General features: G+C 65.7%; 20 protein-coding genes. 9 read left to right on the forward strand and 11 right to left on the reverse strand.

Annotated features, from left to right (window positions below; all coding sequences use genetic code 11):
* Window positions 1-69 precede the first annotated feature (69 nt).
* The 3 genes from QX126_RS25770 to QX126_RS25780 all read left to right on the forward strand — a co-directional run bounded on the left by QX126_RS25770 (window position 70) and on the right by QX126_RS25780 (window position 3,268).
* Window positions 70-1,395, forward strand: coding sequence for an LLM class flavin-dependent oxidoreductase (locus QX126_RS25770; protein WP_315784516.1), 1,326 nt, complete (start codon window positions 70-72; stop codon window positions 1,393-1,395).
* A gap of 120 nt (window positions 1,396-1,515) precedes the next feature.
* Window positions 1,516-1,683 carry a 50S ribosomal protein L33 gene (gene rpmG / locus QX126_RS25775; RefSeq protein WP_015666342.1) on the forward strand — a complete coding sequence of 56 codons (168 nt, stop codon included), beginning with the start codon at window positions 1,516-1,518 and terminating at the stop codon, window positions 1,681-1,683.
* Between the two features lie 232 nt (window positions 1,684-1,915).
* Window positions 1,916-3,268 (forward strand): globin-coupled sensor protein, encoded by a 1,353-nt coding sequence (locus QX126_RS25780; RefSeq protein ID WP_315784518.1) that lies wholly within the window; start codon window positions 1,916-1,918, stop codon window positions 3,266-3,268.
* A gap of 110 nt (window positions 3,269-3,378) precedes the next feature.
* Here the strand turns inward: QX126_RS25780 and QX126_RS25785 are convergent, their stop codons facing one another.
* The 7 genes from QX126_RS25785 to QX126_RS25815 form a co-directional block, all read right to left on the reverse strand.
* A complete protein-coding gene (locus QX126_RS25785; protein WP_315740303.1) occupies window positions 3,379-3,603 on the reverse strand; it encodes a hypothetical protein in 225 nt (74 codons plus the stop codon).
* A 102-nt stretch (window positions 3,604-3,705) separates the two neighbouring features.
* Window positions 3,706-4,404 carry an aspartate/glutamate racemase family protein gene (locus tag QX126_RS25790; protein ID WP_315784520.1) on the reverse strand — a complete coding sequence of 233 codons (699 nt, stop codon included), beginning with the start codon at window positions 4,402-4,404 and terminating at the stop codon, window positions 3,706-3,708.
* Between the two features lie 264 nt (window positions 4,405-4,668).
* The gene (locus QX126_RS25795) at window positions 4,669-5,007 is read right to left on the reverse strand and encodes a DUF1127 domain-containing protein (RefSeq protein ID WP_409999123.1); all 339 of its coding nucleotides are present in this window, start codon (window positions 5,005-5,007) and stop codon (window positions 4,669-4,671) included.
* Window positions 5,008-5,544: 537 nt separating this feature from the next.
* A complete protein-coding gene (locus QX126_RS25800; RefSeq protein ID WP_315784524.1) occupies window positions 5,545-5,913 on the reverse strand; it encodes a DUF1127 domain-containing protein in 369 nt (122 codons plus the stop codon).
* Between the two features lie 403 nt (window positions 5,914-6,316).
* Window positions 6,317-6,748, reverse strand: a complete 432-nt coding sequence (locus tag QX126_RS25805) for a hypothetical protein (protein ID WP_315784526.1) — start codon at window positions 6,746-6,748, stop codon at window positions 6,317-6,319.
* A gap of 1,258 nt (window positions 6,749-8,006) precedes the next feature.
* A complete protein-coding gene (locus QX126_RS25810) occupies window positions 8,007-9,428 on the reverse strand; it encodes a PleD family two-component system response regulator (RefSeq protein ID WP_315775224.1) in 1,422 nt (473 codons plus the stop codon).
* A 12-nt stretch (window positions 9,429-9,440) separates the two neighbouring features.
* Window positions 9,441-9,806: a response regulator gene (locus tag QX126_RS25815; RefSeq protein ID WP_008964019.1), complete on the reverse strand. Its 366-nt coding sequence runs from the start codon at window positions 9,804-9,806 to the stop codon at window positions 9,441-9,443.
* Between the two features lie 217 nt (window positions 9,807-10,023).
* Here QX126_RS25815 and QX126_RS25820 point away from each other — a divergent pair, with 217 nt between their 5' ends.
* Both QX126_RS25820 and QX126_RS25825 read left to right on the forward strand, forming a co-directional pair.
* Window positions 10,024-10,323 (forward strand): DUF3572 domain-containing protein, encoded by a 300-nt coding sequence (locus QX126_RS25820; RefSeq protein WP_315740308.1) that lies wholly within the window; start codon window positions 10,024-10,026, stop codon window positions 10,321-10,323.
* On the forward strand, window positions 10,320-11,627 hold the full coding sequence (locus QX126_RS25825) for a DNA polymerase IV (RefSeq protein ID WP_315784528.1): 1,308 nt from the start codon (window positions 10,320-10,322) through the stop codon (window positions 11,625-11,627). The genes QX126_RS25820 and QX126_RS25825 overlap by 4 nt, the downstream gene beginning before the upstream one ends.
* A gap of 8 nt (window positions 11,628-11,635) precedes the next feature.
* Here the strand turns inward: QX126_RS25825 and QX126_RS25830 are convergent, their stop codons facing one another.
* Window positions 11,636-12,493 (reverse strand): cell envelope integrity EipB family protein, encoded by an 858-nt coding sequence (locus tag QX126_RS25830; RefSeq protein WP_315784530.1) that lies wholly within the window; start codon window positions 12,491-12,493, stop codon window positions 11,636-11,638.
* 205 nt (window positions 12,494-12,698) lie between these two features.
* Here QX126_RS25830 and QX126_RS25835 point away from each other — a divergent pair, with 205 nt between their 5' ends.
* The 4 genes from QX126_RS25835 to QX126_RS25850 all read left to right on the forward strand — a co-directional run bounded on the left by QX126_RS25835 (window position 12,699) and on the right by QX126_RS25850 (window position 15,804).
* Complete coding sequence (locus QX126_RS25835) at window positions 12,699-13,166, forward strand: RidA family protein (RefSeq protein WP_315784532.1); 468 nt, start codon at window positions 12,699-12,701, stop codon at window positions 13,164-13,166.
* Window positions 13,167-13,241: 75 nt separating this feature from the next.
* Window positions 13,242-13,994, forward strand: a complete 753-nt coding sequence (locus tag QX126_RS25840) for a glycerophosphodiester phosphodiesterase (RefSeq protein ID WP_315784534.1) — start codon at window positions 13,242-13,244, stop codon at window positions 13,992-13,994.
* A gap of 115 nt (window positions 13,995-14,109) precedes the next feature.
* Entirely contained in the window at window positions 14,110-15,318 is a 1,209-nt protein-coding gene (locus tag QX126_RS25845; RefSeq protein WP_315784535.1) for a GNAT family N-acetyltransferase, read from the forward strand.
* A 60-nt stretch (window positions 15,319-15,378) separates the two neighbouring features.
* Window positions 15,379-15,804: an HIT family protein gene (locus QX126_RS25850; RefSeq protein WP_315775233.1), complete on the forward strand. Its 426-nt coding sequence runs from the start codon at window positions 15,379-15,381 to the stop codon at window positions 15,802-15,804.
* Here the strand turns inward: QX126_RS25850 and nadC are convergent, their stop codons facing one another.
* From nadC to nadA, 3 genes are read right to left on the reverse strand one after another with little or no spacing between them, the layout of a single operon-like run.
* A complete protein-coding gene (nadC, locus tag QX126_RS25855) occupies window positions 15,805-16,653 on the reverse strand; it encodes a carboxylating nicotinate-nucleotide diphosphorylase (RefSeq protein WP_315784537.1) in 849 nt (282 codons plus the stop codon). It abuts the gene before it with no gap.
* Window positions 16,650-18,203 carry an L-aspartate oxidase gene (locus QX126_RS25860; protein ID WP_315784539.1) on the reverse strand — a complete coding sequence of 518 codons (1,554 nt, stop codon included), beginning with the start codon at window positions 18,201-18,203 and terminating at the stop codon, window positions 16,650-16,652. Before QX126_RS25860 ends, nadC begins: the two co-directional genes overlap by 4 nt.
* Window positions 18,200-19,186, reverse strand: coding sequence for a quinolinate synthase NadA (gene nadA / locus QX126_RS25865; protein ID WP_315784541.1), 987 nt, complete (start codon window positions 19,184-19,186; stop codon window positions 18,200-18,202). Before nadA ends, QX126_RS25860 begins: the two co-directional genes overlap by 4 nt.
* Between the last annotated feature and the right edge of the window lie 48 nt (window positions 19,187-19,234).

Raw genomic sequence — 19,234 nt, forward strand, 5'->3', positions numbered from 1 at the left:
CCGATTGCTGACACGCATGGGCCGAGTTCCTATCTGCCCAAGACAGCAACCATCCGCGGACGACCCTTCATGGCCCCACGTCAACTCAAGCTCGGCGCTTTCATGCGCCCGGTCTCCATCCACACCGGCGCGTGGCGCTATCCCGGCGCCTGGCCGGACGCCAATTTCAACTTCGCGCATCTGAAGCAGCTGATCCGGAAATTGGAGGCCGGCAAGTTCGACGCCTTCTTCATGGCCGATCACCTGGCCGTGCTGAACATGCCGATCAATGCTCTGAAGCGCAGCCACACCGTGACCTCGTTCGAGCCGTTCACGCTGCTCTCGGCGCTGTCGGCGGTCACCGAGCATATCGGGCTGATCGCGACGGGATCCACCACCTTCGACGAGCCCTATCACGTCGCCCGCCGCTTCGCCTCGCTCGATCACATCTCCGGCGGCCGCGCCGGATGGAATATCGTCACGACGTCCAATCCGGACGCCGCGCTGAATTTCGGCCTCGACGATCACATGGAGCACGCCGAGCGCTACAAGCGCGCCCGCGAGTTCTACGACGTCGTCACCGGCCTCTGGGACTCGTTCGCCGACGATGCCTTCGTGCGCGACGTCGAGCAGGGTCTGTTCTTCGATCCCGACAAGATGCATGTGCTCGATCACAAGGGCAAATATCTGAAAGTCCGCGGCCCGCTGAACATCGCCCGTCCCGTGCAGGGCTGGCCCGTCATCGTGCAGGCGGGCGCCTCGGAGGACGGCAAGCAGCTCGCGGCCGAGACGGCGGAGGCCGTGTTCACCGGCGGCGGCAGCCTCGCCGACGGACAAAAGCTCTATGCCGACATCAAGGGCCGCATGGAAAAGGTCGGCCGCGATCCGGAGCATCTGAAGATCCTGCCCGGCGCCTTCGTCGTGGTCGGCGACAGCGTCGACGAGGCCAGGGAGAAGCGCGCTCTGCTCGACAGCAAGGTGCATTACGACAGCGCCATCGCCTCGCTCTCGGTCATCCTCGGCACCGACGCCTCCGGCTTCGATCCCGACGGCCCGCTGCCTGATATCCCCGAGACCAACGCCTCCAAGAGCGGCCGCCAGCGCCTGGTCGATGTCGCCGCGCGCGACAAGCTCACGGTACGGCAACTGGCGCTGCGGGTCGGCGGCTATGGCGGTCTGTCCTTCGTCGGCACCGCGAGGACGATCGCCGACCAGATGCAGGAGTGGCTGGAAAGCCGTGGGTCGGACGGTTTCAACATCATGTTCCCGTTCCTGCCGGCCGGGCTCGACGACTTCGTCGACAAGGTGATTCCCGAGCTGCAGCGCCGCGGGATCTTCCGGACGGCGTATGAGGGGCCGACCTTGCGGGACAATCTCGGCCTGCCCAGACCGAAAAACCGCTTCTTCGCGGCCTAGGGCCCCCAGAATCTGGCCCTCAAACCTTGACTTTGGGGGCTGGCTGGGTAGGTTGCCGGCCAACGGCGCCCCCTCTTTGGCCGGTGCCCACCCCCGATCCCGATTCCAGAGGTTCAAGACATGGCCAAAGCGGTCACCATCAAGGTCAAGCTCGTGTCGACGGCCGACACCGGCTTCTATTACGTTGCCAAGAAGAACTCGCGCACCATGACCGACAAGATGGTCAAGAAGAAGTATGACCCGGTTGCGCGCAAGCACGTCGAATTCCGCGAAGCCAAGATCAAGTAAGATCGCGGTCTGCTGCGACTTCAACGGGGCCGTTTCGGCCCCGTTTTTTATTGCGCGCGATGCAGCCACTGGATGCGGCCGGAGCCGTCCCGCATCGGATCGGTCCACTCGCCGCGGTCGAATCTCCGTTCCCGACTTAAGGAGCCATCAACCAAACCTGTGCGATTTTGGGGTAGCGACGCACCCGCGAGTCTCGCAGCGTCTCCCTCCTTATCTTACCGGCAGACCAGCGATGACCGATCTTCAGACTTTGCAATCCCGTCTCGATTTTATCGGCATCGACAATGCGACCAGAGAGGCGCTGCGGGAGCTGCGGCCGCTGATCGGCAAGGTGCTGCCTGGGCTGCTGGAGCAGTTCTACGCCCATGTCGGCAAGTACCCGCATCTCGCCAAGATGTTCTCCACCCCGGCCGCCATGCGGCACGCCAAGCAGGCCCAGCACGATCATTGGATGTCGCTGGCGACCGCGAAGTTCGACGATGCCTATGTGAAGTCGGTGACCCGGATCGGGATGGCCCACAACCGGATGGGGCTGGAGCCGCGCTGGTACATCGCCGGCTATTCGCTGATCGTCACCGGGCTGCAGAAGGCGATCGAGACGGAGATCGCGGACGGCTGGTTCGGGGGCCAGTCGGCGCGCGAGAAGAAGGCCGCACTGCAGGCTGCGATCACCAAGGCGGCGATGATCGACATGGATCTCGCCATCTCGGTCTATCTCGATGCGGCCAAGACGGAGCAGCACGTCGCGATGCAGCGCATGGCCGACGAGTTCGAAGCCACCGTCGGCCAGATCATCAACAAGGTTCATGCCGACGCGCGCACGCTCGAGGTCTCGGCCAACACGCTGACCAAGACCGCCGAGCAGACCCAGCAGCTGTCGTCCAGCGCCGCTTCCGCCTCGGGCCAGGTCTCGACCAACGTGCAATCGGTCGCCTCGGCCGCGGAGGAAATGACCTCCTCGGTCCATGAGATCGGCCGCCAGGTCAGGGAATCGACCACCATCGCCAAGGAGGCCGTGCGCCAGATCGAGCAGACGGACGTCGGCATCAGCGAGCTGTCGCGCACCGCCGAGCGTATCGGCGACGTGCTCAAGCTGATCACCTCGATCGCCGCCCAGACCAACCTGCTGGCGCTGAACGCCACCATCGAGGCGGCGCGCGCCGGCGACGCCGGCCGCGGCTTCGCGGTGGTTGCCTCCGAGGTCAAGGCGCTGGCGTCGCAGACCGCCAAGGCCACCGAGGAGATCGGTCAGCAGATCGAAGGCATCCAGAACGCGACGCAGTCCTCGGTCGCCTCGATCAAGCAGATCGGCGGCACCATCCAGCAGATCTCGGAGATCGCCGCCGGCATCGCCGCCGCCGTCGAGCAGCAGGGCGCGGCGACGGGGCAGATCTCGCGCAACGTCCAGGAGGTCGCCGGCGGCACCGCGCGCGTCGCCGGCAACATCGGTGACGTCAGCAAGGGGGCCAGCGCCACCGGCACCGCCTCGTCCCAGGTGCTGTCCTCCGCGCACTCGCTGTCGCGGGAGAGCGATCACCTCAAGGACGAGCTGGACAAGTTCCTGCGCAAGGTGCGCGCGGCGTAGCCGTGTTCAGCTGAACCGTCGAGCGCATCAGCGCGAGCGTCATAGCCACTCTTCCGCGCCGTAAGATCGGCGGATCACGCTGGGCTGATCCGCCGGACGCACCAGGCGTGCTACATCCCGTGGCTCTGGAACACCGCCGCGCAGCGCTTGCTCAGCTTGGCCCGGTTCTGCGTCAGACAATTCTGGACCCCGAAGTCGTCGCCGAGCTGAGTGCGGCAGAAGCGCTTGGCGTCGGGTGCGCACGCCTTCTGCTCCTGCGGCGTGCCCATATGGGCCAGCGCGAATGACGGCAGAACGGACAGCGACACGGCAACCGCAAACATCAGCTTCTTCATCGGGCCTCCTCCTTGGGGCCCAGACAAACGCCTGCGGCGGCGGGCGGTTCCGACGACGTTCGATGCAGAACGGCCGCGCATCGCCCTGCGCTGGTCCGCTCCTCAGACCGCAACCGGACACGCGTGCGACAGCGCGGCGCGGGCGAGCAGCCGCGTCGAGTCCAACGTCGGCAAGGACGAGTTGGTGTCATCGATGATGAGCGGAATTTCGGTGCAGCCGAGCACGACCGCGTCGCAGCCCCGCGCCTTCAGCCGCACGATGATCGCCTGAAACGCGGCGATGGATGATGGCTCGAAGCGGCCGCAGACGAGCTCATCCATGATGATGCGGTTCGCCGTGATACGGTCGGCCTCGTCCGGGCGCTCGAAGGCGAGGCCGTTCGCGGCCAGGCTGTCGGGATAGACATTGCTGTCGACCAGCCATTTCGTGCCGGTGATGCCGACACGCCGATAGCCTCTCCTCGCCGCCTCCTTGGCGACCTCATCGGCGATGTGCAGCCACGGCAGCGGCGAGCGCGGCAGCACGAGCGGCAACGCCTGGTGGATGGTGTTGTCCGGGCAGATCAGGAAATCCGCGCCGGCCGCCGCGAGCTTGCGCGCCGAGGCCAGCATCAGCTCGGCCACGCCTGCGAGATCGCCGCGATCGAGACATGTCACGTAGTCGGCGAGCGACGGCGTGTGCATCGACACCTCGGGATGCGCATGCGGCCCGAGGACGCCGGCTCCCTCCTTGCAGATGGTGCGATAGCAAAGCGCGGCGCCCTCGGCGGAGCAGCCGACGATCCCGATATGTTGCGTCATCTGACATGGCCTCCTCTCGCGATTCTCCGCGGATGATGGTCGAGAGACGCGCGATCTCTCCTCCCTCATTGCGAACGCAGCAATCCAGGCTCGTCCCGCAGACGGACTCTGGATTGCGTCGCTGCGCGCGCAAGGACGTTGTGGCAACGGCTCGCTGAGCAGGCAAGCCCGCGCTTTGGAACAAGCCATGGCATCGCGAGGGCGGATCACGCAGATCCGCCCTGCCGACGACCACCGTAACGTCGAGCGCCGGCTCGCGCGCAGCTACATCACGCCGCGGGACATCATCAGATGCGCCGTGCTCCGCTTGAACCGTTCGAGAGCGCGGTGCGCGGCGATGTGGTCGATGTCGCCTCGAGTCAGGCCGATATCAATCAGTTGCGCCTCGCTCAGGTCACGCAGATCGACTCTCATCCGCCTGAGCCGGCGGCCCTCCTGAAACACCAGCCAATAGCGCGCCAGCCGGCCGAGCAATCCCGGCGCTGCTGCGCCCGGCGGCCCGGCGGCGTCCTTTTCCGACACCGCATCACGCAGCACCGTGATGGACGCGGACGGTCGCGGCGCGGCTTGCACGCCACGCACAGCGTTCGTCGCTGCGGCCATGGGACGATCGAGACCGGGAGCGGCGCCATCGCGCGCGATCTCGGCAGGGAGGTTGGTCTGAGGCGGCATCGGATGCTCCTGCTGTGTGGTGCCGGCAGGGAGCGTGGCCAACAAAAAAGGCCCCGTCCGATGCCGGCGGGGCCTGGTGGAATGATCGTGTCGTCGAAAACCTAGCGCACGACTCCTCCCACGGCCCGGCTGCAGCGGGTCGTATGTTTGCGGTTGGAGCGGCGCACGACATTGATCATGGTTTGTAGCTACCACGATGATTGCGCCAGATCAAGGCATGTAGTTCCTGCGCTCGCAGATGAGCACCTATGCGAGGCTTGTGTTCTGCCGAACTCCGCGCACACGACGTCTCCGGCAGAAAGTGTCCAGAAGGAAGCGCGATCTCCCCTCCGTCATTGCGAGCGCAGCGAAGCAATCCAGCGTCGTGTGCGGGACCCTGGATTGCTTCGCTGACGCTCGCAATGACGTCGCGACGACCATCTCGCGCTGTTGGTCGACCGTCCCTGCATCGCCACGGCCGGCGACCGACTACATTCCCCTCCGCGAGACGCCGCCCAGATATCGTGGGTCGTCCCTCAGGCTCTCGAGCATCCGCAGCGCGGCGATGTGCTCGATCTCGGCACGCGTGATGCCGATATCCGTGAGTTCGCGTTCGCTCAGCTCATACAGGCTGTCTCGCACAGTCTTGCGGCGCTGCCGTTCTTGAAGGGCGCGCCAGCACCAGCCGATCAGGCGGATGACCAGCCAAGTCGGCGTGGCCGGCGGACCGGCCGCGTCCTTTTCCGACAACATCTCTCGCAAGGCTGCGATCGACGCTTCGGACTGCGTCGATGGCTGCACGCTGCTGATCGCGCCAGTGACTGATGCGATCGAGAGATCGACGTTGAGCCCTGACACATGCGCAGCGTCGATCGTCGCGTTGGTCTGATGGGGTGGCATCCTGTGCTCCTGCTGTTATGCCGGCAGGGAGCGTGGCCAAACAAAAGGCCCCGTCCGATGCCGGCGGGGCCTGGTGAGAACATCGCGTCGTCGATCTCCTAGCGCGCGACTCCTTCCATGGCCCGGCCGAAGCCGGTCATGTGATCGAAGTTGACGATGCGGATCGATGTGCTCATGGGACCTGGATACCACCAATATCGGATAAAATCAAGAGCTGTTCCGTATGATGGCACATCTCTGAGGCGGGTATTTCGAACCGATGAGTTTGCGACGTGTCGTAGGGCGGATTAGCGCAGCGTAATCCGCCATTACACGGGCGGACAAGCGGCGGATTACGCTGCGCTAATCCGCCCTACGCAGTTTATCCGCCCAGCCGACGTTCGGGGCATCCCCTTGCAACCCACCCCGCAGCATCGCCCCAACCGATGACGACGTCGTGGTGATTACAGCAGAGGAGGTAACTGGCGTCCTTGTCGGAGACGTAAAATTCCATTGGCGGGCACTCCTCCAGGACACGTAGCAGATCCGCCCCGTTACGGAATGTCCAACACGCGCTCGCCCCCGCCACAATCATCACACATTCGCGCCTGCCGACATACGTCGGGATCAGTTGCCATCCGTCCGTCCTGTGCAGGCCCTGGGGCGCCTCGGAATCGTCCCAGGGCACGTGACCAAGAACATTCACACCGAGACGATCGCGTAGCAGCATCGCCATCGCACGCCGCTGCTCATCATCGAGCAAAGCAGCGACGACCTGTGTTTCGTTGATTGCCCGGGAGATATGGTCAAGCATCGTGATGCTGTTCCAACTGGCCCGATATCGCCTCGCAGGTGTTCCAGCGGATCACGCCGCGCAGATCCACCCTACGGCACTGCCCGAGTGGCTATGAAACGATCCTCGATGAAGCCAGCCAACCAGGCGGCAACACCTCCCAACAGTCCCATCACAAAGGGGTTGGCTTCGACGCCGAAGACGTGAAGGATCGGGAGTCCGCACACCATCAACCCACCAGTCAGAGCGCCAATACGAAGCGGCCTCATCTGTTTCCCCTGAGATCGCGGATGACCTTGGTAACGCATGTTAGCACGAGATAACTGAAGCTCGTAAGCCTATCAACGCCAGCGTGAAAATCATTGGTCATCCTAGAGCTTCGCGCGATCGGAAGTCGATCCTGTCCTCGGCAGTCTCCGGGACTGTCCTGCTCCGAAATACGAACTTCTCAAATAATCTCAACGTGATCGCCGTGGCCGCTCTCCGACCCGCATTTCTCACTTTCTTTTTTTCAGAATACATGCTACACGTCGCCCATCCCACCTCGCCACGAGGGGCGCATCGCGATCGTCACGAGCGTGAGGTGGGCTGCGGTGGGCGTGTCGGGGTGCAGCGTGGCTTGTCCGCGCGGACGAACATCCTGATGCGCACGGTGAAGCCGTGTGGTCCTGGTCTCCCGATGCTGAGGCCAAGTGGGCGTGTGCTTCGAGCGCGCTCGCGACGGGGGCAAGAACGCCGGTCCCCGGGGAGAGCACGGAGTAGGCCGTAAAGCCATCGCGCAGGGAGGGCCGGATGTCCGGCTCGTACCTGTGGTTCTGCCGCGTGCTTTTTGTTGCACGCGGACCATGGGTGCGACCAGCACCCGGCCTTCCCTGCGCCCTCTGTTCTTGAAGAGGGTTTTGACTGGCAAAGCTCGGGCGCGGGATGCGCGGCGAGGACGACATGTCATGTACGGAAGCCTGCCGGCCTACCCCGCCGTTACTTTGGCGCAGCGACGTCGTACGCACGCCCGATGACCTGCGCGCTTGGCCGTCCTTCGAGACGCACGCCTGCGGCGCGCTCCTCAGGACGAGGTCCGTGGTCTTGGTGCGATCTTGGAGAGGTCTTGGATACGTCTTGGATAGGTCTTGGCGAAGCTCTCAACCCTCATGCTGAGGAGCGCCGCTTGCGGCGCGTCTCGAAGCACGAGGCCCGGAGCGACTCGATGGCAGATGGAGGCCGTTGGACAGATGCGCCGCAGCTTCAGCCGAGGACAGAAAGATCGGAGCCGCCCTGCCCCTCAGCGGCCGCGGCCGGCGGCTTGCGGCAGGAACGGCGCCGGTTGATGCACGGGGGCGATCGCCACCGCGCGGTTGCGGCCCTCGTTCTTGGCGCGGTAGAGCGCGGTGTCGGCGCGCTTCATGACGTCGGCGATCGGCTCGCCCTTCTGCTCCAGGGTCGACAGCCCGATCGAGGTCGTGACCTCGATGCGCTTCTCGCCCTTGTGCACCGAGAACGGCTCGTTGGCGACCGAGCGCCGCAGCCGCTCGGCGACCATGCCGGCGACGTGCAGATCGGTCTCGGGCATCACGATCACGAACTCCTCGCCGCCATAGCGGCAGGCGAGATCGATGCCACGGATCGACTTGCGCACCCGCATCGCGAACTCGCGCAGCACGTCGTCGCCGGCATCGTGGCCGTAATTGTCGTTGATCGACTTGAAGTAGTCGATATCGAGCATCATCAGCGCCAGCGGTTTGCCGCGGCTCGCCGCCTGGTCGGCCAAGGTCGCCAGATGCGTCTCCATGTAGCGGCGATTATGCAGGCCGGTCAGCGCGTCGGTGATCGCCATCTCGATCGAGTTCTGCACGTTGTCGCGCAGGTGGTCGGTGTAACGGCGCTTGCGGATCTGGGTGCGCGCCCGCGCCATCAGCTCGTTCTTGTCGACCGGGCGCAAGAGATAGTCATTGACCCCGATTTCCAAGCCGCGCAGCAACCGCGAATTGTTCTCCGCCTCGGCGATGGCGAGGATCGGCACGTGCCGGGTGCGCTCCAGCGAGCGCAGCTGGCTGCACAGCCGCAGGCCGTCGTAGTCGTTCAGATCGAGCGAGACGATGACGAGGTCGTAATTGCCTTCGGCGGCGTTGAACACGGCCTCGGCGGGATTGGTCTCGACATCGACGGCATGCTCGGTCGCCAGCATCGGCCCGAGCCGCTCGTAGGACGACGGCCGGTCGTCGACCAGCAGCACCTTGCCGCCCCTGCCGCCGTCGGCGACCGCATTGCGCTCGGGCGCCTGCACGCCGATCTCGAGCGAGGTCAGCGCGCGCATGCGCAGCTCGTCGGTCATCATCTTCAGCCGGGTCAGCGAGCGCACGCGCGCGATCAGCACGACGTCGGAGACGGGCTTGGTCAGGAAGTCGTCGGCGCCGGCCTCCAGGCCGCGCACGCGGTCGGACGGGCTGTCGAGCGCCGTCACCATGACCACCGGAATGAAATGCGTGGCCGGATTCGACTTCAGCCGGCGGCAGACCTCGAAGCCGTCCATGTCCGGCATCATGACGTCGAGCAGGATGATGTCGCATTCGGCGCGCTGGCAGATCTGCAGCGCCTCGGCGCCGTTCGCGGCGGTCAGCACGTCGAAATACTCGGCCGACAGCCGCGCCTCCAACAGCTTGACGTTGGCCGGGACGTCGTCGACCACAAGGATACGCGCGGACACTGCAGAAACTCCTTAGCCGATAAAGCGGCGTACCGTTTCAATGAATTTTCCGACCGAGATCGGCTTGGAAAGATAGGCTTCGCAGCCACCCTCGCGGATGCGCTCCTCGTCGCCCTTCATGGCAAAGGCCGTCACTGCCACCACCGGGATGGCACGCAAATCCGGATCGTCCTTGATCCATTTCGTCACTTCCAGGCCCGAGACCTGCGGCAGCTGGATGTCCATCAGGATCAGATCGGGGCGGGTCCGGCGCACGATGTCGAGCGCCTCCACGCCGCTGGACGTCCCGGACGTCTGGTACCCGTGGGCTTCCAACAGATCGCGGAAGAGCTTCATGTTGAGCTCGTTGTCCTCCACGATCAGGACGGTCTTGCCCATCCGCCCCTCCGAATCACTGACACCGGCATGCCCTCTGGCGGACGCCTGTCCACCGCTACTCATCTAATTCAAACTAGCCCCAGATTCGTTCTAACCCGTTAAGTCGGTATTCGATCTTTCCCCGAGATGGTTTCCACTTGCTTGAACCCATTCCGAAGACTCGGGCATGATGGGCGCAAAGTAGAGCCGACAAGTTAACGGAAAGGCAAATCCGCCGTTGAAAAAGCCCGTTCGAAATCCGCGCGAAGTCGCTGAAATCGTTGCAGTTCAGGCCCTCGGCTTCCTGGCCGGCGAACCGGAGCGGCTGGGCCGGTTCCTGGCCGAGACCGGGATTGGGCCGGAGACGCTGCGATCCTCGGCCGCCGACCCCAATTTCCTGGTCAGCGTGCTCGATTTCGTGCTGCGCGACGACGAGACGGTAAAGGCTTTTGCCGCCAGCTCCAAGTTACATCCGACCAATATCATGGCGGCGCGGCAGGTATTGGGCGACCGGCAGTGGGAGCGCGACGTGCCGTGACCGCTTCCGCGCCAGAAGGAGCGTCGCGCGCGGTCAGCGGGCCGACCTGCTTCTGCCGCGACTGCCTGACGGATCTGGATGACAGCGCGCGCCGCTGCACGGCCTGCGGCTCGCCGCGCCTCGTCCGCCATCGCGCCCTGCCCGCGCTGACGCTGGCCCATATCGATTGCGACGCGTTCTATGCGACCGTCGAGAAACGCGACAATCCCGAGGTCGCCGACCGGCCCGTCATCATCGGCGGCGGCAAGCGCGGAGTGGTGTCGGCGGCCTGCTACATCGCCCGCACCTATGGCGTGCGCTCGGCGATGCCGATGTTCAAGGCGCTGGAGCTGTGTCCCTCGGCGGTCGTCATTCCTCCGGACATGGCGAAATACGTCCGGGTCGGCCGCGAGGTGCGCCAGGCGATGCAGGCGCTGACGCCGCTGGTCGAACCGCTCTCGATCGACGAGGCGTTCCTCGACCTCTCCGGAACCGAGCGCGTCCACGGCATGGTCCCCGCAAAGGTGCTGGCGCGCTTCGCCCGTGAGGTCGAGCAGACCATCGGCATCACCGTCTCGGTCGGCCTGTCCTGCAACAAGTTCCTCGCCAAGATCGCCTCCGACCTCGACAAGCCCCGCGGCTTCGCCGCGCTCGACCAGGAGGAAGCGCGCAACATGCTGGCCGACAAGCCGGTCGGCTTCATCTTCGGCGTCGGTCCCGCCACGCAGCAACGGCTGGCGAACCAGGGCTTCCGCACCATCGCCGACCTGCAGCGTGCCGACGAGATCGAGCTGATGAAGCAGTTCGGCGGCGACGGCCGCAGGCTGTGGCGGCTGGCGCGCGGCATCGACGACCGCAAGGTGGTGGCCGACCGCGGCGCCAAGACGATTTCCAGCGAGACCACCTTCGACACCGACATCCGCGACTACGCGACCCTGGAAAAGATGCTGTGGCGGCTGTCGGAGAAGGTCTCGTCGCGGCTGAAGGCGAGCCAGCTCGCCGGCTCGACCGTCACCTTGAAGCTGAAGACCGCGGACTTCCGCCAGCGCACCCGCTCGCAATCGATCGCGGCGCCGACGCAGCTCGCCGGCAAGATCTTCGCAATCTGCAAGGAGATGCTGGCGCGCGAGACCGACGGCACGGCGTTCCGGCTGATGGGCGCCGGCGTCAGCGCGCTGCGCCCGGGCTCGGAGGCCTCCGACACCGACATGCTCGACCGCCGCTCGGCCTCGGCCGAGCGCGCGATCGATGCGCTACGCAAGAAGTTCGGCCAGGCCGCGGTGATCCGCGGCATCGCCTATGACGGCCCGGAGCAGACGGAATGACGCCCCGATCAATTGCCGCAGGGTTTGCCGTCCTTCGCGTCCTTGACGTCGAACTTGCCGAGCGCGCCGGCGATGACGAAATCATTGTAGTCGAGCACGAGCGCGCGCGAGACGCCGTTCTCGTACAGCTCGAACGACATCGCGTAGACCGGCGTCTGCTCGCCCTCGGCCCGCTTGGCGTCGCGGTCATAATAGCTGACCGTTACCGGCCAGCGCGTCATCTTCTTCATCTCGTCGTTGTCAGTCGAGGCATCGGGCTTGGCGGCCGCCTTGTCGGCCGACACGGCTGCTCCGATCACGGTCAGCGTGTTGTAGACCTTCTCGCCATTGTCCGAGCCGTCGTAGACCGTCAGCTCAAGCAGCGACTTGCCCTCGCGCGCGGCGGCGATGATGCGATGGATCTGCTCGGTCGGAAACACGGTCGAGCCGTCGAGCGTGAAGGTCTTCGCCTCCGGCTGCTTGAGCTTGACGGTGATGTGATCGCCGGTGCGCTCGGCGATGCCGTCGACCGGGCTGGAGGCCTGATCGTTCATGCGCGAGTCGATCTTGAAGCGATAGCTCTTGCCGGCGCCGTCCTCCCAGGCAGTCGAGCGCAGGTCGCTCAGGGTCACCTTGCCCTCGCCGAGATCGAGCTCCGACACTTGGCGGAATTCCGAGGTGTAGCCGTTGCAGGCATTGCCGGAAAAATTGTAGAGGATGCGGCCGCGCGCGCTATTGACGGGGCTCGACCCGCGCGACTTGACCAGGCTCAGGTCATAGAGCGCCTGATGCGGCAGGAACGGCACCGCAGCCTCGGCCGGCGCCGGACCGAATGTGATCGCCGCCACGGCGAGCGCTCCCATCGACAGTCGGAACGAATGAGCCATGAGTTTTCCTCGGAGGACGTATCGCTGAACCGTCACATTAGAGATCGCTGCATTGCGTCGCAACTGCGGCTGTCTCACGGAAACGTGCGCTTAAAGCGCCGGAATCGCGTCGGTGCTGGCTGCTTGCATGTCACTGGCAACTGCGCCAAACAGGGCCGCGGTCCGGCACGGGACGGGCTTTCAGGCGACAGAACGGGGATTTGAGATGGCGGGTACGGTTGAACAGAACCTGGCGGCACAGGGCATCACACTGCCGGCACCAAAGGCGCCGGTGGCCAATTACGTCCCGTTCGTGCGCACCGGCAACCTGCTGTTCGTGTCGGGCCAGGTCTGCCTCGGCGCCGACGGCAAGATGATCGCCTCCGGCAAGCTCGGCGGCGGCGTGTCGATCGAGAACGGCTATGCGGCCGCGAAGGGCTGCGGGATCAACCTGCTCGCCCAGGTCAAGGCGGCGGTCGGCGATCTCGACAAGGTCGTGCGCGTGGTCCGGCTCGGCGGCTTCGTCAATTCGGCGCCCGATTTCCTCGACGGGCCCAAGGTGCTCAACGGCGCCTCCGACCTGATGGTCGCAGCGTTCGGCGACAAGGGCCGCCACGCCCGCACCACCGTCGGCGTCTCGGCCCTGCCGTCCGATGCGGCGGTGGAAGTCGAAGGCGTGTTCGAGGTTGAATGAGAGAGAGCGCATGATCCGGAAAAGTGCGAAACGGTTTTCCGACGAGATCATGCGCCAGCAAAATGGACGGGGCGAATGCGCGCACCTGACTGGCTGACGGCCCGCCCCGTCGCCCATCGCGGCCTGCATGATGCTGTCAGCGGCATCATCGAGAACATGCCGGCCGCCGCGCGCGGCGCCGTGGCCGGCAACTTCGCCATCGAATGCGACATCCAGCTGTCGGCCGATGGCGAGGCCATGGTGCATCACGACTATGATCTCGGACGCCTCACCGAGGGCACCGGCCCGCTGATCGAGAAGACCGCAGCTGAGCTGAAAGCGATCAAGTTCAAGCAGACCGACGAGCACATGATGACGCTCGGCGACCTCTGCAACCTGATCGCCGGGCGCGTGCCGCTGGTCGTCGAGGTCAAGAGCACGTTCCAGGGCGATCACCGGCTGGTCCGGCGCATGGCCGAGGTGCTGACGTCCTATTCCGGGCCGGTGGTCGGCATGTCGTTCGATCCGGACCAGGTGCTGGCGCTGCGCGAAACCATGCCGGAGCTGACGCGCGGCATCGTCGCCCAGCGCAGCTACGAGGACGGCTACTGGGCCAAGCTGACCCAGGCGCAACGCGACAGCATGCTGCATCTCAAGCATGGCTTCAGCAGCCAGCCGCATTTCGTCGCCTATTGGGTCGAGCAGCTGCCTGCGCCTGCCCCCTGGATCGCGCGCAACGTGTTCGGCTGCCCGCTGCTGACCTGGACCGTCCGCACCCCCGAGCAGCGCGCCGCCGCAGCCCGCTATGCGGATCAGATGATCTTCGAAGGGTTTACGCCGGAGACGTGACGCCGGCCTTGAACTCGCTGCTGCGATGCACGATCTTGAGGGACCGGCCATTCGAGCGTCGCCGCCGGGACGCCGCTCGTTAGGTTCTCTTAAGGACTCGACTTTCAAGGACTCGATGGCATCACCTGAGATCACGCTCGAAGCCGTCCCCGGGGTCAGCGAAATCCCGGCTGCAGCATGGGACGCCTGTGCCAATCCGGACGGTCGCGTGAGTCCCGGCTCATCTCCCGCCTGCGGTCGCGGCTACAATCCGTTCATCTCACACGCATTTTTCTCGGCGCTCGAAGCCTCCGGCTCGGCCACCCTGCGCACCGGCTGGGCGCCGCGCCATCTGGTGGCGAAAATGGGTGACGAGGTCCTTGGCGTCGTGCCCTGCTATCTCAAGTCCCACTCGCAGGGCGAATATGTCTTCGACCGCGGCTGGGCTGATGCCTATGAGCGCGCCGGCGGGCGCTATTATCCGAAGCTCCAGGTCTCCGTCCCATTCACGCCTGCCAGTGGGCCGCGGCTGCTGATCCGCGCCGACCAGGACCGGGAGTTGATAGGCAACGCCCTCGCCCAGGGCCTGAAGGCGTTGTGCGGGATCAGCGAGGCGTCGTCGGTGCACGTCACCTTCGCCCGTGAATCCGAATGGCAGCTGCTTGCAGCGCAGGGTTTCCTGCAGCGCACCGACCAGCAGTTCCACTGGCACAATCAGGGTTTTTCCAGCTTCGACGATTTCCTGGCGACGATGAATTCGCGCCACCGCAAGGCGATCAAGCGCGAGCGCCGCGATGCGCTCGGCGCCGGCATCAGCATCCATTGGTTGACCGGCAAGGACATCACCGAGGATGCCTGGGACGCCTTCTTCGATTTCTACATGGAGACCGGCTCACGCAAATGGGGCCGGCCGTATCTGACCCGCAAGTTCTTCGCGCTGATCGGCGAGACCATGGCCGAAGACGTGCTGCTGGTCATGGCCAAGCGCGACGGACGCTGGATCGCCGGCGCCATCAACTTCATCGGCTCGGACACGCTGTTCGGCCGCAACTGGGGCGCCATCGAGCATCACCCGTTCCTGCATTTCGAGGTCTGCTACTACCAGGCGATCGATTTCGCGATCCAGCACAAGCTGGGGGTGGTCGAGGCCGGCGCCCAGGGCGAGCACAAGATCGCGCGCGGCTACCTGCCGCAGACCACCTACTCCGCGCACTACATCGCCGACCGCGGCCTGCGCCGGGCCATCGACGACTATCTCAAGCGCGAGCGCGCCTATGTCGAGGAGGCCGGCCGCGAGCTCGCCGAATCCGGACCGTTCCGGAAAGGGATGGACGAGCCGTCTTGACCGGCGACACGTGCCGGTGAGAGTAAGGCGCACCAAGAGGAACCGCTTAAGGGACTGCCCATGACCGCCTACGATCCCAACAATCCGTTCGCGAAGATCCTGCGCGGCGAATTCCCCTGCACCAAGGTCTATGAGAACGACCACGTGCTGGCGTTCCTCGACATCATGCCGCGCGTGCCCGGCCACACCCTGGTGATCCCGAAGGCCGCTGCACGCAACATCCTGGACATCACCGAGGAGGACTATCTCCACGTCGGCCGTGCCGTGCGCACCATCGCGCGCGCCGCCAAGACCGCGTTCGCCGCCGACGGCATCACCGTGCAGCAGTTCAACGAGCATGCCGGCGGGCAGATGGTGTTCCACCTCCACGTCCATATCATGCCGCGCCACAACGGCGATTCCCTGCTGCCGCCCGCGAGCCGTAAGGAAGATCCGAAGGTGCTGGAGGAGAATGCCGCGAAGCTGATCGCCGTGCTCAAGGGCTGATCACGCCTCGTCGAGCCCGATGTCCAGCGCGGCCGACGAATGCGTGATCCAGCCGACCGAGATCAGGTCGACGCCGGCCGCGGCGATCGCGGGTGCGGTCTCCACGGTGATCCGGCCCGAGGCTTCCGCGATGGCCTTGCCGCTGATCATGCCGACGGCGGCTTCGAGCTCCGCCGGCGTCATGTTGTCGAGCAGCACCGCATCGACGCCCAGCGTCAGCGCCTGCTCGAGCTGCGCCAGAGTATCGACCTCGACCTCGATCTTGACGAGATGGCCGGCATGGGCCTTTGCGCGTGTGATTGCAGCCTTGATGCCGCCGGCGATGGCGATGTGGTTGTCCTTGATCAGCACGGCGTCATCGAGCCCTAAGCGGTGATTGCCGCCGCCACCCGCGCGCACCGCATATTTCTCCAGCGCGCGCAGGCCCGGCGTGGTCTTCCTGGTGCAGACGATCTGCGCCTTGGTCCCTTTCACCGCGGCGACCAGGGACGCCGTCGCGCTGGCGACCCCGCTCAAACGGCAGAGGAAGTTGAGCGCGACGCGCTCGCCGGTCAGCAGCGCCCGTGCCGGGCCGCTGATGGTCGCGATCGCGTCTCCCGGCGTCACGACGCTGCCGTCCGGTCGCACGATCTCCATGCGCACGTCCGGCGAGACGGTCTGGAAGGCGCAGCGCGCCACATCGAGACCTGCGATCACCCCGTGCTGGCGCGCCCTCAGCTTCAGCGAGGCGCGCTGCTCGGCGGGGACGATGGCATCGGTGGTGATGTCGCCGGCGCGGCCGAGATCCTCGAGCAGAGCCATGCGCACCAGCGGCTCGTAGAGCAAGGACGAGAGAGGATTGAGAGTCATGGCACTGCGCTCCTGAACGGCGTCTGCTCCGCCTCGACAATGTCGCGTGCAACGGCGACCGCCTCGGACAGAGTGAAGCTGGACGGCTGCGCGACGCGCAGCGTGTCCGGACGATCGCAGCGGAAATGCGCGCCGCGGCTCTCCTCCCGCGCATGGGCCGCGACCGCGAGCATCAGGCCGACCAGCGCCGGGTCAGCCATGGGCCCGGCCTGCTCTGCCAGCGGAAGAAGGCTGCGGACAGCAGCAGCGATCGCGCCGCGCTCACGCATCACGCCGAGCGCGTGCGACAACAGCGACCGCACGGCGGACGGATCGGACGCCGGCGGAATTGCCGCCACCTCGCACGGCTTGCCCGCATGCTGCGGCGCGCCGGCCACGCTCTCGGCCACCCATTGCGCGCAGACGATCGCTTCCATCAGCGAGTTGCTGGCGAGCCGGTTGGCGCCGTGCAGGCCGGTGCGGCTGGCTTCGCCACAGGCCCACAAGCCCTCGACCGTGCTGCGTCCCATCGCGTCAACAGCGATGCCGCCCATATGATAGTGCACGGCCGGCCGCACGGGGATCGGATCGCGCGCGGGATCGATGCCCGCCATGCGGCAGAAGGCGCTGATCACGGGATAGCGCGCAGCGAAATCCTTGCCAGGCTTCTCGCGCGCATCGAGGAACACGCGGTGGCCTTGCGCACGGCGGCGCCATACCGCCCGCGCCACCACGTCGCGCGGCGCCAGCTCAGCGCCGGGCTCGTCGGCCATGAAGCGCGTGCCAGTGTCGTCGATCAGGACGGCGCCATCGCCGCGGATCGCCTCGGTGAGCAGCGGCAGCGGCCGCGACGGCCCGTCGAACGCCGTCGGGTGAAACTGCACGAATTCGAGGTCGGACAGCACCGCACCAGCCCGCGCCGCGAGCGCGAGGCCCTGGCCGAAACAGCCGGCCGGATTGGTGCTGTCGAGGAACAGGCCGCCGATGCCGCCGGTTGCGATCACGACGCGTGTCGTGCCGAGGATCAGAGCCTCACCGCCGCGCGCCGCAGCCACGCCCTGGATCGCGTTGTCATTGACAATCAGCCGGCGCGCCTCGACGCCTTCGAGCAAGGTCACCGAAGCACAACGCCGCACAGCCACGATCAGTGCGCGCATGATCTCGCGTCCCGTGCCGTCGCCGGTCGCATGCACGATCCGGTTGCGGCTGTGTGCGGCCTCCAGGCCCAGACGCCAACGTCCATCCGCACCTCGGTCGAACGCAACGCCAAGCTGCGCGAGGCGCTCGACCGCGGCCGGAGCTGCTTCGATGATGCGGCGCGCAGCGGCCTCGTCGCACAATCCCGCTCCGGCGGCGAGCGTGTCCTTCAGATGCAGCCCCGGATCATCGTCATCGCCAACCGCCGCGGCCAGTCCACCCTGCGCCCACATGCTCGACGCCTCCGCGCCGAGCGGCGACTTCGACAACAGCACGACGGGCTCGGGTGCAAGCGCAAGCGCCGTCATCAGACCTGCGGCACCGCCGCCGATGATCACGGGACGGCCGATCAACGCCGAAACATCGATGCTCATGACGCCAGCATCCTTTCCACCGAGCGCCGCGCGCGCTCGGCCATCGCGGGATCGATCGTGACCTCGTGCGTGTTGGTCTCGAGCGCGTGGCGGATGTTCTTCAGGGTGATCCGCTTCATGTGCGGGCACAGATTGCAGGGGCGGATGAACTCGATGTCGGGATGGAGCACGGCGACATTGTCGCTCATCGAACATTCCGTCAGCAGCACCACGCGGGCCGGCCTCCTTGCTCCGACGAAGTCCGACATCGCCGCGGTCGAGCCGGCGAAGTCCGCCTCCGCCACGACCTCGGGCGGACACTCCGGATGCGCGAGCACGGTGACACCAGGATGGTTGTCGCGCAGCGTGCGGACGTCATCGGCGCTGAAGCGCTCATGCACCTCGCAATGCCCCTTCCAGGCCGTGATCCTGACCTTTGTCTGTGCGGCGACGTTCCGCGCGAGATATTCATCCGGCAGCATGATGACGTGATCGACGCCGAGCGACTCGACGACCGCGCGTGCGTTGCCGGACGTGCAGCAGACGTCGGACTCGGCCTTCACCGCCACCGACGTGTTGACATAGGCGACCACCGGCACGCCCGGGTGGCGCGCGCGCATCAGCCGCACGTCGTCGGCGGTGATCGATTCCGCCAATGAGCAGCCCGCCTTTACGTCGGGGATCAACACCGTCTTGTCAGGATTGAGCAGCTTGGCGGTCTCGGCCATGAAGTGGACGCCGGCGAGCACGATCACCTCGGCATCGACCTTGGTCGCTTCGCGCGCCAGCAGCAGGCTGTCGCCGACGATGTCGGCGACGCCGTGATAGATCTCGGGCGTCTGATAGTTGTGCGCCAGCACCACGGCATTGCGCTGGCGCTTCAGCGCCAGAATGGCTTCGACGTCGTCCTCGAAGACGGCCCATTCCGGCGGCGGGATCACCCGCCTCAGACGCTCAGCAAGCGGTGCATTCGGCGCGACGGCAGGCAGGACAAGCTCGGCCATTTATACTCTCCGTGAGCATAAGATGCCTTATACTTATCCTGAGCATAA

Source organism: Bradyrhizobium sp. SZCCHNPS1003 (assembly GCF_032381555.1).
GTDB lineage: Bacteria > Pseudomonadota > Alphaproteobacteria > Rhizobiales > Xanthobacteraceae > Bradyrhizobium.